Below are 13,743 nucleotides of genomic sequence, written 5' to 3'. Positions count from 1 at the left end.
GGGTGCCTCACAGGAGGCACACTTCTTGTTTTTGGCTAGCCAGTACGTTATTCCAGATCTTTCAGCGCGCTGTTCAGGGCGTCCTGCAGGTCGGGCTGTGTAACGGACGACTTCAGGCCGCTGGTGAGGAAGTTGGGTACCTTTTCGCCGCGGGCGATCTTGTTTTTGATCTCCGTGATCATTTCGAGGGCGCTTTCTTTGCCTTCGAACGCTTCGTAGGTCTTTACCTTGTCCTCCAGGACATCCCAGGAGTTGATCTTTTTTACTGCCTCCACGCGGGTGGCTACGGCCTTTTCACGTGCTTGCGTGCGCTGCTCGATGCACTGGTTGTATTCGTCGATGATCACGTCCAGGTCTTTCTTGGACAGCATGCCGTTTTCGACTTTGGCCGATACTTCTTCACAATCGTTGAGGAAGCGGGTCATGATCTTCTTAAAGCTCAGGTTGGGTATTTCGGTGCTCTCGCCGTCTTTTTTCACCAGGAAGCGGCCGTCGTACGAAGTCTGGTTTTCCAGCTGAAAGGCGTACAGGGTGGCGTAGCCGTCTTTCACCACCTTCATAAAGGTGTAGCCCTGGGGGCCTTTTACGGGGCGATACGTGTCACCTTTGAAGGTGTAGTATTTCACTTGCAGCAGGGGGACGGTGGTCTTCTTTTTGTCGACGCCGGTCACCTGTATTTTTTTGTCCGGGCCAAAGGCCAGGGGTTTGAGGGTACCCGTAAGGGTTTCGCCTTTGATGGTCACGACCTGGTCGCCCTGGCCGGACGAAAACAGGTACGAAAGCATCAGCAGGAAAAAAAGCACGAGGTGGATAATACCAAATTTGTTCATGTGATAGGTTGTTCTGACTTCGAAAGATATAACGATTTCGGCAAATTACTATTGCCTGGGGGAGGCTGCCCGGCGTTGCAAAAAAACATTTCTTAAACGTTATTGCGGCCGCAAAGACGACACGCTGTTATGGTCAATTATAACCCAAAAACCTGGTTAAAGCTTATTACGCATTCGTATAGCCGGCATGTGCTGAAGACTATGCTGCCCGCCCTGCTGTTCATGGCGGGCTTTACGGCCTTGGTGTGCTACGCCATTTTGGACCATTTCGACCTGAAAGCCAGCCAGTTCCCCGGTACGCCGGCGGTGCACTCGCTGCTGGGGATTGTGCTGGGCTTGTTCCTGGTGTTCCGCACCAACTCGGCCTACGACCGCTGGTGGGAGGGCCGCCGCATGTGGGGTGGGATCGTAAACAGCACCCGCAACCTGGCACTGAAACTCAATGCCTACCTGCCAAAAGAACAGCACGACGAGCGGACGTGGTTTGCCAAGATGATCGCCAACTTCGTATTTGCCATGAAAGAGCACCTGCGGCAGGGGGTGCAGTTTTCCGAGCTGGAGGATGTCGACGACCGGCTGATCGCAGAACTGAAGAAGTTCAAGCATAAACCCAACGGCATCTCGGCGATGTTATATACGCGCGTAAACGCGTTATATAAAAGCAACAAGATCTCAGGCGAACATATCATTAACCTCGACAAAGAGCTCAAAGACCTTACCGATATGATGGGCGCTTGCGAGCGTATCAAGAACACGCCGATACCGTACTCGTACTCGATGTTCATCAAGAAGTTTATTTTTATTTACCTCTTCACCTTGCCCTTTGGTTTTGTAACAATATTGGGGTATGTCACTATTCCCACCGTGATGTTGATATCGTATGTCTTGCTGAGCGTGGAGTTGATTGCTGAAGAGATTGAAGATCCTTTTGGACGTGATGTCAACGATCTGCCTACCGATGAGCTGGCCAAGCGTATACGGGATAACGTACGGGAAATACTGGTATAATCTTTTTAATATGGTCGAGCGCTGACGTGTCCTGTAATGGGGGACATCTGCATGCGTGATTTAGCTGTTCCAACGTGCAATGAAGTGCTGTATACGCGTTGACACAGTTTGTGTATCAGAAAACTGTACTAATGATAAAATACAAGATGATCATCAGGATAAGCGAGGCGTACATAATAAGGTCTACCCGCACATAGGGTTTGTATTGCCGATACAGATCGCGAAGCTTTCTAAACATGACTACAATCGATTGTTTTACGTGTTTATGATAGGTCGGTGTAAAAATACCGATAATTGTGGTGTATTGTCGGGCAACAAATCCTTTCTTTTTCCGTCTTAGTACTTTCCCGTCCGTAATCCTGAATAAAAAATTCCGACTGACGTAGGGGGCAATCAGGGATTGATTGTCTAACGCTTAACAAACCTTAATAACACATGATCCGATTTTTGATTGTCACGATGTTACTCTTTTTAAATGTTGCTGCATGGTCGCAGGGGGGGAAGGCCACGCTAAATGGATACCTGAAGGATGGGGCGAATGGTGAGATGTTGATTGGTGTATCTGTTTATATCCCCCAATTGAAGGCAGGAACCACCACCAATGCGTATGGTTTCTACTCCATCACCGTACCGGCCGGTACGTATGATGTGGTGTATAGCTTTATCGGGTATAATACCCAGACAGTATCTATTACGTTGAGCGGCGACGTATCGCGCAGCATTGAGATGGCGGGCGAGTCTACCATGATGCAAGAGGTAGAGATCTCGGGCGATCGTGTAGACGCCAACGTCGTGGGCATTCAGATGAGTAAGAACACGCTTAACCTCAGTCAGGTCCGCAAGCTGCCGGCGCTGTTCGGCGAAGTGGACATTCTGAAGAGTGTGCAGATGCTGCCGGGTGTTATTTCTGCGGGTGAAGGTACTTCAGCATTCTTTGTACGTGGCGGTGGTGGCGACCAGAACCTGATCCTGATGGACGAAGCGCCGATCTATGACGCCTCGCACTTAGGTGGCCTGGTATCGGTTTTTAATGCCGACGTAATTAAAGATTCAGAATTATATAAGGGTGGTATCCCTGCACGCTTCGGTGGACGCTTGTCGTCGATCCTGGAGGTGCGTACGATCGACGGTAACAACAAGAATTTTCAGGTGCAAGGTGGCCTGGGTACACTGGCCAGCCGGTTGTCGGTACAAGGCCCTATCAAACAAGACAAAGCATCGTTCCTGCTATCGGGTCGTATATCCAATATCGGCGGATACCTGAAGGCCGCCGGTGAAGACAACGGAGTGACCTTCTATGACCTGAACGGTAAAGTAAACTGGAAGGCCAACGACAAGAACCGTTTCTTTATATCCGGCTACATGGGCCGCGATAAGATCACCTTTGACGGTGGCGACGCGGGCTTCGGTTGGGGTAACGCTACCGCTACCTTCCGCTGGAACCACTTGTTCAATGAGCGTCTGTTCTCCAACACATCGTTGATCGCGAGCCGCTTTGACTACTCCCTGGAAATCAATGACCCCGCGCAGGGCTTTAAATGGACGTCGGATCTGACCGAGGTAAGCTTGAAAAATGACCTGAGCTACTTCATCAATACAAACAATGAGCTGACCTTTGGGTATCACCTGACAAGCCGCCGTTTTCAACCGGCACGCATCGTGCCCAGCTCGGATGGATCGCTGTTCAAACGCACCGAGTTCCAGAAGATGTATGCGCTTGATCACGCCCTGTTTATCAGCAATGAGCAGCGGGTGAACGATCAGATCTCGCTGGAATACGGCGTACGCCTCTCTATCTTCCAGAATGTTGGCCCGGGCAAAGTATACCGGTATGAAGACCCGAAGGCTGCTGACAACCCGGTTCGCAGCGACTCGTCGGAATATAACCGCTGGGAGACGATCAAAGCCTATATCAACCTGGAGCCCCGCTTAGGCGTACGGTACGCACTGTCGGAAAACCAATCGATCAAGGCTTCCTACAACCGCATGGTGCAAAACACACACCAGATGGCCGCCGGTACCGTGCCGCTGCCGTTCAACAACTGGGCACCGAGCGGTCCCTACCTGAAACCGCAGATGGCCGACCAGGTGGCCATAGGGTACTTCCAGAATTTTAATGACAATATGTATGAGGGGTCGATAGAAGCGTATTATAAAGACGTAAACAATGTGACCGATTTTGCCGACAACGCAGAAATATTACTGAACGAAGACCTGTCGACAGAATACCGCCAGGGCGATTCATGGGCCTACGGTGCCGAATTCATGCTCAACAAAAAGAAAGGTAAACTTACCGGTATGGTGTCGTATACATGGTCGAAGGTAATGCGTAAGATCGATGGCGTGAACCAACAGACAGACGAAAACGGCAATGCGTATGGCAAGACGTACGCAGCCGGCTACGACCGTCGCAATGTGTTGAACATCATCGGTGCGTACGACTACAACGACAAGTGGACTTTCGGCGCCAGCTTTACCTACAGCACCGGTCGCCCGGTCACGCTTCCATCCGGTAAATACGAGATCGATGGGTATATGCCCAACACCATCTCCGAACGTAACGGCTATCGTATGCCCGACTTCCACCACTTGGACCTGTCGGCTACGCTCAACCCGCGCAAGAATGCCGGCCGCCGGTTTAAAGGACAGTGGGTATTCTCGGTCTACAACGTGTATAGCCGCAAGAACGCCTTCACGATCTACACCCGCACCAAGCGTGACGACGATGGTAATGTGATCGGCGATGGCACTCAGAAGGAAGCGCGCATGATCTACCTGTTCCCAATTCTTCCGTCCGTAACCTATAACATCAAATTCTAATCGCAGTTATCTATATGAACAAGTATATAAAACAAACGGCACTCCTGGCGCTCTCGGCACTGTTGATGACAGCCTGTGATGAAGAGTATATCATGGACGACCTGCAAACCGAATCGACCGTGGTCATCGAAGGCCTGGTAACGAACTTACCGGGACGGCAGTTCGTAAAGGTGAGCCGCTCGGGCGACTTTTACGCCTCCGGCAAGACCGAGCGCATTACCAACGCCACCGTACAGGTAACGGACAATGCCGGTAACACCTTTCTTTATGCGCACAACCCCAACGGTCACGCAGACTCTGTAGGGTATTATAAGCCTACCGTGCCGTTTGTCGGACAAGTAGGCCGCACCTACAACCTGACGGTACAAGCCGACGGCGAGACCTTTATCGCGAGCGACGAGATGTTTCACATCAATCCCATCGAGGAGCTCGAATTCCGCGTAGATGACGACCAGGTGGACGAGCCGGAAGACGAAGACTTCCCGAATCGTATCTACGAAGTGCTGATGACCGTAGAGGAACCGCAGGAAACCCGCGACTACTACCTGTTCCGGACGTATCGCAACGGTGAGCGTATCTGGGCAGAGAGCTCGGAAGAGGATCCGGAGATTTATGTAACAGACGACGTACTGGTCGGTGGTGAGATCAACGACATCGCCATCCCGGGATACTTTGAGAACGGCGAAGTGGCAGGAGCCGAGATCTATAGCCTCAGCCGCCCGGTGTTTATCTACTACCGCGACCTGAGCAAGATCCTGGCCAACGACGGTGGTATGTTCGACCCGCCGCCGGCAAACCCCCGCTCGAATATTTCCAACAATGCGTACGGTGTGTTCCAGGCCAGCGCGATCTCGTACGACGAGATTCGGGTAGAGGCAGCGGAATAAACCAACCTCATCTTAATCTTAACCCGGCCGGTGGATAAATACCCCGGCCGGGTTTGCTTTTGTAGCAGGGGAGTTTCATCTTTCATACGGAAATACATTCCGGATGAAGAAGATACTCCCTTTTTTTGTTGCGTTGTGCTGCTGTGGCGGAGTATACGCCCAGGCAGTACTGGAAAATAATCCTACGGGACTGCGCTGGTACCAGGTCAACACACCCCACTTCCGTGTCTTGTTCCCAGAGGGCTTTGATGCCCAGGGCATACGCATGGCCAACACGCTGGAACACCTTCACACGCCAGAGGCTAAGTCGCTTGGTACGAAGCCTCGTAAGATCTCGGTGGTGTTGCAAAACCAGTCATCTGTTTCCAACGGCTTTGTGTCGCAGTTCCCCCGGCGGTCGGAGTTTTATACCATGCCGCCGCAAGACTATAACTTTGTCGGCACCAACGACTGGCTGAACCTGCTGGCCTCGCACGAGTACCGGCACATCGTTCAATATCAACATGCCACACGCGGCTTTAACCGGCTGTTCTATTATCTGTTTGGCAACCCGACACTGGCGGGCATGGCCCAGGTGTCGGCGCCGCAATGGTTTTGGGAGGGTGATGCGGTAGCGACAGAAACGGCCTTCACACCGAGCGGCCGCGGTAAGATTCCCAACTTCAACCTGGTGTTTCGTACCAACCTGCAAGAGGGCCGAACCTTTAACTATCACAAACAATACCTGCGCTCGTTCAAACACAACATCCCCAATCACTATGTGTTGGGGTATAACATGATCAGCTACTTGCGGCGCAAGACCAACGACCCCGAGATTTGGGGCAAGATCACGGCGCGGTCGTGGAGTGTGCCGTTCATTCCCTTTGCTTTTTCGAATGCTATCAAGAATAAAACGGGAATGTATGTTACCGATCTTTTCCGGGAGATGGCAGACAGTTACCGGAAGGAGTGGGAAGCCGAGGTTGCCTCGTTAACGCTGACGCCCTTTGAACGCATTCACGGCCGCCCATCGCGCACGTATACCGACTATGCCTATCCACAGCCGCAAGAAGACGGCAGCGTGCTGGTAATGAAAAGTGGTAACAGCCACATTGCCCAGTTTGTAAGGCTAAAGGGCGACGAAGAAGAGAAGGTCTTCACGCCGGGCTTTGTCAACGACGCGGGTATGCTTTCCACGGCGTATGATGCCGTGGTATGGACTGAATATGGATATGACCCGCGGTGGCGTGCACGGAACTATTCGCAGATCAAGCTGTATGATTGGAACCGGCATCAACGGCGTGTGATCGGCAGTAAGCACGAGCGTTACGGCGTCGCAGCGTTGTCGCCCAAGGGTGACCGCATCGTTACGATACGCTCAGCCAACGACTACCAGGTGAGCATCGTCATCCTGGAGATCTTTACCGGCAAGCCGCTGCACGAATTCCCGAATCCCGAGAACTACTTCTATGCCATGCCGCGCTGGTCGGCCGATGGCCAATACCTGTATGTGGTCAAAACCACGCGCGCCGGCAAAACCCTTTGCCGCATCGACGCGGAGACAGGAGCCTCCGAAGACCTGCTGCCCATCCGCCAGGAAAACCTGGGCCACCCTGTGCCTATGGGCCAATACCTGCTCTTCAATTCGCCGGTAAGCGGCATTGATAATATATATGCCCTCGACCTGCGTGACGGCAAACGCTACCAGGTGACGTCGAGCCGGTACGGTGCGTACAATCCTGCTATATCGCGCGACAGCGCTACCCTGTATTACAACGAGCAATCGCGCGATGGACTGGATGTCGTCAAGACGCCGTTTACGCCGGCAGCGTGGAAACCGTTCGAAGAAAAAGCCACCAAACAAGTATACCAGGTGCTGGTGGAGCAGGAGGGACATCCCGGGCTACTCGACAGCGTGCCCACCACGGCACTGCCTGTTAAGCGCTACGCGCGCTGGAAGGGCGTCGTCAATCCCTATGCGTGGGGCCTGAACGTCACGAACGATCTGACCCGTATCCAGGCGGGCATTGCCTCACAGGATATTTTGAGCACGACGTCTATTTCGGCGGGGTATGCGTATGACATCAACGAGCGCACGGGTTTCTGGCAAGCCGGCGTGAGCTACCAGGGATTGTATCCCATCATTGACCTTAACTTTCAACGCGGCGATCGCAATGATGACGAGCGCGCCTTCGGTAATGACATCGAGTTTGACTGGACAGAGACAACCGTCGAAGGTGGGTTGACGCTTCCGTTGTTGCTCACCCGCTCCAAGTATAGTCAGCAGCTTTCAATCGGCGGCGCCGTGGGCATCACCAAAGTGTCGTCGTTCGAGAATACCATTTCCCGTCAGGGGGAAGTTCTTTACAAAGGGCCTGCGCGCGCCGTGCCTGCGTTTGATACCCTGCTGTATGTCTACAAAGATCAGCTAAGCAATGGCGACCTGCTGTACAACCGGTTCAGCCTCACCTACAGCCGGCTGTTAAAAACGAGCTATCGTGATTTTAATTATCGCTGGGGGCAGACACTCGCGGCGGAGCTCTACAACACGCCGGGGGGCGGCGATTTTGAGGGACGGCTCTGGGCGGTGCGCGGCGCACTCTATTTCCCCGGCATCGGGCGGCACCACTACCTGTACGCGCGCGCAGCCTACCAGGAAAGCCAGGAAGGGATTAATACAGAACTATATACCTTCCGCAACCGCATTGCCAAACCGCGTGGCTATAGCTACCCCAACAACGAGAAGTTTACGACCCTGTCGGTGAACTACGCGCTTCCGTTGTGGTACCCCGACATTGCGTTGGGGCCGATCCTGAACATCCAACGGATCAAGCTCAACCTGTTTTACGATTACGGCGAGGGCACCGGCATGGAATACTACTACAACCCCGACTCCGGGCGGGTGTACCGGCCTCTGACCGATGCGACGTATGAATCGGTGGGCGTGGAGACAACCTTCGATTTTAATTTCATGCGTTTCCTGCCCCGATTTGAGCTCGGTTTCCGCACAACGTACCGGAAGGCCAACATTTACAACACTTCGGGCACGGTGCTGGAATTTATTATCGGGTCAATTGGGTTTTAAGGGCAGGTACACACGTTTTCTCCGTCCATCCAAACATTTGTATTACAATGTTGAAAATAGCGGTTTATACCCTATTTTTGGAAGCGAAAATTTGAAAAAGTCCTTCTGCAAAGGTTTGCAAAAGGCAGTAGAAACTCTAAAATCTATAATCGAACATGGCAGAAATAGTACGCATGCCTAAGATGAGCGATACCATGACCGAGGGTGTGGTAGCGAAGTGGCATAAGAAAGTGGGGGATACCGTGAAGTCCGGAGAGTTGATGGCCGAGATCGAAACAGACAAGGCTACGATGGACTATGAGTCCTTCAACAACGGTACTGTACTGTACCTTGGCGTGCAGGAGGGACAGGCGGTGAAGGTGAACGACGTTCTGGCCATTGTAGGAAATAAAGGAGAAGATTATTCAGCACTGCTGTCGGGCGCATCGAACGCCGCGGCATCGGGTGGTGGCCAGGCAAGCGCTCCCGCCGCTGCGGAGGCACCGAAGGCTGCCGCTGCCCCGGCTGCGAAAGTCGATACATCCGGCATCAAAGCAGAGATCGTACGCATGCCGAAAATGAGCGATACCATGACCGACGGTGTGATCGCTTCCTGGAGCAAGAAAGTAGGGGACAGCGTGAAGTCCGGTGAGCTGCTCGCGGAGATCGAGACCGACAAGGCGACCATGGAGTACGAATCGTACAACACGGGCACGCTGCTGTACATTGGTGCGGATGCCGGTAAGGCAGTGCCTGTGAACGGCGTGCTGGCGATCATTGGCGAGAAAGGTGCTGACTGGGAAACCCTGCTGAAAGCAGAACAGGCAGGTGCATCGGGTGGTGCTGCTCCTGCGGCACCGGCTGCTGAGCAAAAGGCTGCTGCTCCGACGGCGGCCCCTGCGGCGGAGGAAGCTTCTGCTGACCATGGTTCGAATGGCAGAATTAAAGCTTCGCCCCTGGCGAAGAAAATGGCAAAAGACAAAGGTTACGACATCGCGAAGATCCAAGGTTCCGGCGACCACGGGCGTATTACCCGCCGCGACGTAGAAGACTATAAACCTTCGGCTGCGCCGGCAACAGCCCCTGCCAAAGGTGCTGACAAGGCTGCTCCCGCGATCGTACTGCCGCGTGTAGTAGGCGAAGAAAGCTTCGAAGAGCTGCCCGTGTCGCAGATGCGTAAGACAATCGCCAAGCGTTTGTCCGACAGTCTGTTCACGGCGCCGCATTTCTACCTCACCATGGAGATCAACATGGACAAGGCCATCGAAGCACGCAAGAGCATCAACGAGATCAGCCCTGTCAAAGTATCGTTTAACGATATGGTGATCAAGGCCGCCGCGGCCGCCCTGCGTCAGCACCCTGACGTGAACAGCAGCTGGAGAGGCGACAAGATCCGCCGCAATCATCACATCCACATCGGTGTGGCCGTAGCGGTAAAAGACGGTCTGCTGGTACCGGTGATCCGCTTTGCCGACAACAAGTCGTTGTCGCATATCGGCACCGAAGTGAAAGAACTGGCGCAAAAGGCACACGACAAAAAACTGCAACCGTCCGAGTGGGAAGGTAGCACGTTTACGATCTCCAACCTGGGTATGTTCGGCATCGACGAATTTACCGCCATCATCAACACGCCGGATGCCTGCATCATGGCCGTGGGTGGCATCAAGGAGACAGCGATCGTGAAGAACGGCCAGCTGGTCATCGGCAACATCATGAAGGTGACACTGTCGTGCGACCACCGCGTGGTCGATGGCGCGGTAGGCTCGGCCTTCCTGAAGACCTTCAAAGGCCTCCTGGAAGATCCGGTCCGCATTCTGATCTAAGCAACACAACAATCTTTATACTCCCTCTCCGTGCTACGGAGGGGGATTTTATTTTTACGGTATCACAGCAACCATGGAAAAAATTCATGCAACGACCATCCTGGCCGTACAACACAACGGACAGGTAGCCATCGGTGGCGACGGCCAGGCGACGATGGGAAATTATATAGCCAAGAGCAATGTGCGGAAGATCCGCAAGTTACAAGACGGCAAAATCCTCGCGGGGTTTGCAGGGTCTACGGCAGATGCGTTCACCCTCATCGAACGGTTTGAAGAGAAGCTCAACGCCCACGGCGGCAACATGAAGCGTGCGGCCATCGAGCTGGCCAAGGACTGGCGCATGGACCGTTACCTGCGCCGGTTGGAGGCCATGCTGATTACCGTGAACAAAGACGAGCTGCTGGTGCTGTCGGGCACGGGCGACGTACTGGAACCCGACCACCAGGTCGCTGCTATCGGGTCGGGCTCGATGTACGCGCAGTCGGCAGCATTGGCGCTTAAAAAGCATGCTACCCATTTGACGGCCGAAGAGATCGTACGCGAAAGCCTCAACATTGCGGCCGATATCTGTATCTATACCAACCACAACCTGGTGATCGAAAAACTCTGACGCGTAGTCGTTAGGAGGGTGAAACGGTAGAGGGATCTTCCGGCGATGGTTGTTCGGGGTCGGGGGGAAGCTCTTTTTGAGTTGGCGTATCTTCCAGTAAGATCACAAACGGCTTCAGATGATGGCTATACGTCAGCAGGATCTTGACCAGGCCGATGCCCGGCACGGCCAGGATCATGCCTGCAATGCCCAACACTTTGCCGCCAATGAGCAAGGCGATGATCGCCGCCAGCGCATTAATGCTGACCTTCGAGCCGGTAATACGCGGTGTGATAAAATTACCTTCCAGAAACTGCACAATCGTAAACACAATGATCACCCCGATGGCGTACCAGGCGCTGTCTTTCGTGATCAGGGCCATCACGATGGGAAAGACGGCACCGATGATGATGCCGACGTAAGGGATGATGGTGAGAACACCGGAAAGTATGCCAAAGAAGATGGCGTGATCAATGCCCACGATCAGCAAGCCGATGGTATTCAGCGCGGCGATGATCATCGTGACCAGGAACAACCCGGATATATATCCCTGAATAACGCGCTCCACATCTTTTTTCCATCCGAGCTCCCGACCCGGCAGCAACGCGAGGAAGAATGCCTGGAATTTGTCACGGTAGATCAGCAACAGGAAAATATAAATCGGAATCTGCACGAGCGCCGAAAGCACGTTGGTGGTGGATAGCACAATGGCGGCCAGGAATGTGCTCACGGTGCTCATGGCATCGGCTACCATTTTGTTTTGGTCCACGGTGCTGATGCCGAACTCGCGCAATGTACTGCTGGTCTGGTTTATAAAGGCCTCGAGCTTGGTTTGCAAGTTTGGCAGGTCGGCCACCAGGCCCATGATTTGTCCCACCATCAGCCAGATCAAAAGCCCCAGCACGACAATGGTCATGAGCAATACGAGCGAGATGGCCAGCGTCGGTGCGACCCTGCGGGCCTCAAGCCGTTTGACAAGCGGCTGCATTACCACGGAGATGATACCCGCAAATGCGAAGGGTATAATGACGTCGGCAGCCCACACCATCGCGACCAGCGTAAGGGCAATGACAACGAAAAGCTTATAGATATAGTCGAGGCGGTCGAACGGGCGTTGAGGGTCGTGCATGCCCGAAGTTACGGATTCCCGATGGCCTGCAAAATGGCGCTGCACGATTCTTTAATTTCCGCTTCCGTAATGGTAAGCGGCGGCGCAATGCGAAAGCTATAGGGGTGCGACAGAAACCAGTAGGTAATTACACCGATCTCTTTGCCGCGCAGTACGATCTCCGATACGCGTTCGGCGGAGTCGAAGTCGATAGCGAACATCAACCCGATGCGCCGTACTTCGCGAATGGCCGGATGCACCAGTAACTGTTCGAACAGCTGGCCCTTGGCCTCGACAGCGGCGAGGAGGTTTTCCTGCTCGATCACCTCCAGCGTAGCCAGCGCGGCGGCACAGCAGACGGGGTTGCCGCCGAAGGTGGTGATATGGCCCAGCATGGGGTCGTGGGTGAGGCATTGCATAATCTCGCGCGAGGAGATAAAGGCGCCGATCGGCAGCCCGCCGCCAAAGGCCTTGGCTGTGGTGAGGATGTCCGGCACGATGCCAAAGTGCTCGAAGGCAAAGAGCTTGCCCGTACGGCCCATGCCGCATTGGATCTCGTCCAGAATGAGCAAGGCGCCCGTCTCGTTGCATCGCTTGCGCAGGGCCTGCATGTAGGCCCTGTCGGGCACACGCACGCCAGCGTCGCCCTGAATAGTCTCTACAATGACACACGCGGTGCGTTCGGTAATATGGGCCAGGTCTTCCATCACATTAAAATGGATGAATGACACATCCGGCAGGAGGGGGCGGAAAGCCTGTTTCTTAACCTCGTTGCCCGAAACACTCATGGACCCATGAGTGCTGCCGTGATAGGACTTCCGGAAGGATACGATCTCCGTACGGCCTGTGTAACGTTTGGCTAGTTTCAAGGCTCCCTCGTTGGCCTCGGTGCCCGAATTGACAAAATAGCTACAGTTCAGGCTGGGGGGAAGCAACGACGCCAGCTTTGCCGCCAACCGGTTTGGTGCCGCCTGAATAAACTCACCGTACACCATGACGTGTAAATGTTTATCAACCTGGTCCTTAATAGCCTTCACAACGGCCGGATGGCGATGACCGATGTTGCTCACGCCAATACCCGCGATCAGATCCGTGTAGCGTTTGCCGTCAGGCGAATAGAGATAAATGCCTTCAGCACGTTCTACGCTGATGAGGTAAGGAGCATCGGTAGTCTGGGCCATATTCCCCAGGAAGATCTTCGGGTCAAAATCCATGGCGCAAAAGTAGAAAAAGTATCGTGTCCGTCGTGTCGCCAGCGCATCTGGCGCAAGTCTTCCGACCGAAGGGAGGGCGTTCCGATAGCTATCGGAATGTGCCCAGTATGGGGGCAGTCTCCCGACTGCCAAACGGTAACGTAGTAACCCGTGGCCCTCGCAACCCACCGCCGCCAAAACCGACCCCCTGAACGCTCTCACGCTTCACACTCACACTGTTTATTTATTTCAGGGTGGTCGATCGACGACCGACTACCTGAAAAAAATAAAACCCCGGCGGCGGGGTTCTTAGAAACTAAAAGATAAACCTTAAAAAATGGAATCGGTTATATTAAAAAATGGTCTTTTATTAAGCTGCGTTCACGGACACTGATATCACCATTCCGATCAGGATAGCGGCTACCAGTACTAAAACCTGTTT

At 53.7% G+C, this 13,743-nt stretch carries 10 protein-coding genes; 6 read left to right on the top strand and 4 right to left on the bottom strand.

Annotation, left to right across the window (positions count from 1 at the left end; all coding sequences use genetic code 11):
• Nucleotides 1–47: 47 nt before the first annotated feature.
• On the bottom strand, nucleotides 48–830 hold the full coding sequence (locus K7P01_RS00725; RefSeq protein ID WP_267288802.1) for a hypothetical protein: 783 nt from the start codon (nucleotides 828–830) through the stop codon (nucleotides 48–50).
• 129 nt (nucleotides 831–959) lie between these two features.
• Here K7P01_RS00725 and K7P01_RS00720 point away from each other — a divergent pair, with 129 nt between their 5' ends.
• The gene (locus K7P01_RS00720; RefSeq protein ID WP_267288800.1) at nucleotides 960–1,838 is read left to right on the top strand and encodes a bestrophin family protein; all 879 of its coding nucleotides are present in this window, start codon (nucleotides 960–962) and stop codon (nucleotides 1,836–1,838) included.
• Nucleotides 1,839–1,953: 115 nt separating this feature from the next.
• Here the strand turns inward: K7P01_RS00720 and K7P01_RS00715 are convergent, their stop codons facing one another.
• Complete coding sequence (locus K7P01_RS00715; RefSeq protein WP_267288798.1) at nucleotides 1,954–2,076, bottom strand: hypothetical protein; 123 nt, start codon at nucleotides 2,074–2,076, stop codon at nucleotides 1,954–1,956.
• A gap of 197 nt (nucleotides 2,077–2,273) precedes the next feature.
• On the opposite strand from K7P01_RS00715, the gene K7P01_RS00710 reads away from it, so the two are divergent.
• The 5 genes from K7P01_RS00710 to hslV all read left to right on the top strand — a co-directional run bounded on the left by K7P01_RS00710 (nucleotide 2,274) and on the right by hslV (nucleotide 11,021).
• On the top strand, nucleotides 2,274–4,658 hold the full coding sequence (locus K7P01_RS00710) for a TonB-dependent receptor (protein WP_267288796.1): 2,385 nt from the start codon (nucleotides 2,274–2,276) through the stop codon (nucleotides 4,656–4,658).
• A gap of 14 nt (nucleotides 4,659–4,672) precedes the next feature.
• A complete protein-coding gene (locus tag K7P01_RS00705) occupies nucleotides 4,673–5,545 on the top strand; it encodes a DUF4249 domain-containing protein (RefSeq protein ID WP_267288794.1) in 873 nt (290 codons plus the stop codon).
• Nucleotides 5,546–5,648: 103 nt separating this feature from the next.
• Nucleotides 5,649–8,609: a hypothetical protein gene (locus tag K7P01_RS00700; RefSeq protein WP_267288792.1), complete on the top strand. Its 2,961-nt coding sequence runs from the start codon at nucleotides 5,649–5,651 to the stop codon at nucleotides 8,607–8,609.
• A 155-nt stretch (nucleotides 8,610–8,764) separates the two neighbouring features.
• Nucleotides 8,765–10,411, top strand: a complete 1,647-nt coding sequence (locus tag K7P01_RS00695) for a pyruvate dehydrogenase complex dihydrolipoamide acetyltransferase (RefSeq protein WP_267288790.1) — start codon at nucleotides 8,765–8,767, stop codon at nucleotides 10,409–10,411.
• A 73-nt stretch (nucleotides 10,412–10,484) separates the two neighbouring features.
• A complete protein-coding gene (hslV, locus tag K7P01_RS00690; RefSeq protein WP_254084375.1) occupies nucleotides 10,485–11,021 on the top strand; it encodes an ATP-dependent protease subunit HslV in 537 nt (178 codons plus the stop codon).
• A 10-nt stretch (nucleotides 11,022–11,031) separates the two neighbouring features.
• Here the strand turns inward: hslV and K7P01_RS00685 are convergent, their stop codons facing one another.
• Both K7P01_RS00685 and K7P01_RS00680 read right to left on the bottom strand, forming a co-directional pair.
• Nucleotides 11,032–12,129: an AI-2E family transporter gene (locus K7P01_RS00685; protein WP_267288787.1), complete on the bottom strand. Its 1,098-nt coding sequence runs from the start codon at nucleotides 12,127–12,129 to the stop codon at nucleotides 11,032–11,034.
• A gap of 8 nt (nucleotides 12,130–12,137) precedes the next feature.
• The gene (locus tag K7P01_RS00680; RefSeq protein ID WP_267288785.1) at nucleotides 12,138–13,322 is read right to left on the bottom strand and encodes an aspartate aminotransferase family protein; all 1,185 of its coding nucleotides are present in this window, start codon (nucleotides 13,320–13,322) and stop codon (nucleotides 12,138–12,140) included.
• Nucleotides 13,323–13,743 lie beyond the last annotated feature (421 nt).

It is taken from the genome of Parachryseolinea silvisoli (genome assembly GCF_021190955.1).
GTDB classification, from domain to species: Bacteria; Bacteroidota; Bacteroidia; order Cytophagales; family Cyclobacteriaceae; genus Ohtaekwangia; species Ohtaekwangia silvisoli.
Note: the sequence above shows the minus strand (reverse complement) of the source record. Positions and strands in the feature narration are given on the sequence as shown.

Excerpts from the sequence above, each read along its gene's own strand:
- K7P01_RS00725 (WP_267288802.1), bottom strand. The coding sequence starts at position 830 with ATGAACAAATTTGGTATTATCCACCTCGTGCTTTTTTTCCTGCTGATG.
- K7P01_RS00720 (WP_267288800.1), top strand. The coding sequence starts at position 960 with ATGGTCAATTATAACCCAAAAACCTGGTTAAAGCTTATTACGCATTCG.
- K7P01_RS00715 (WP_267288798.1), bottom strand. The coding sequence starts at position 2,076 with ATGTTTAGAAAGCTTCGCGATCTGTATCGGCAATACAAACCCTATGTG.
- K7P01_RS00710 (WP_267288796.1), top strand. The coding sequence starts at position 2,274 with ATGATCCGATTTTTGATTGTCACGATGTTACTCTTTTTAAATGTTGCT.
- K7P01_RS00705 (WP_267288794.1), top strand. The coding sequence starts at position 4,673 with ATGAACAAGTATATAAAACAAACGGCACTCCTGGCGCTCTCGGCACTG.
- K7P01_RS00700 (WP_267288792.1), top strand. The coding sequence starts at position 5,649 with ATGAAGAAGATACTCCCTTTTTTTGTTGCGTTGTGCTGCTGTGGCGGA.
- K7P01_RS00695 (WP_267288790.1), top strand. The coding sequence starts at position 8,765 with ATGGCAGAAATAGTACGCATGCCTAAGATGAGCGATACCATGACCGAG.
- hslV (WP_254084375.1), top strand. The coding sequence starts at position 10,485 with ATGGAAAAAATTCATGCAACGACCATCCTGGCCGTACAACACAACGGA.
- K7P01_RS00685 (WP_267288787.1), bottom strand. The coding sequence starts at position 12,129 with ATGCACGACCCTCAACGCCCGTTCGACCGCCTCGACTATATCTATAAG.
- K7P01_RS00680 (WP_267288785.1), bottom strand. The coding sequence starts at position 13,322 with ATGGATTTTGACCCGAAGATCTTCCTGGGGAATATGGCCCAGACTACC.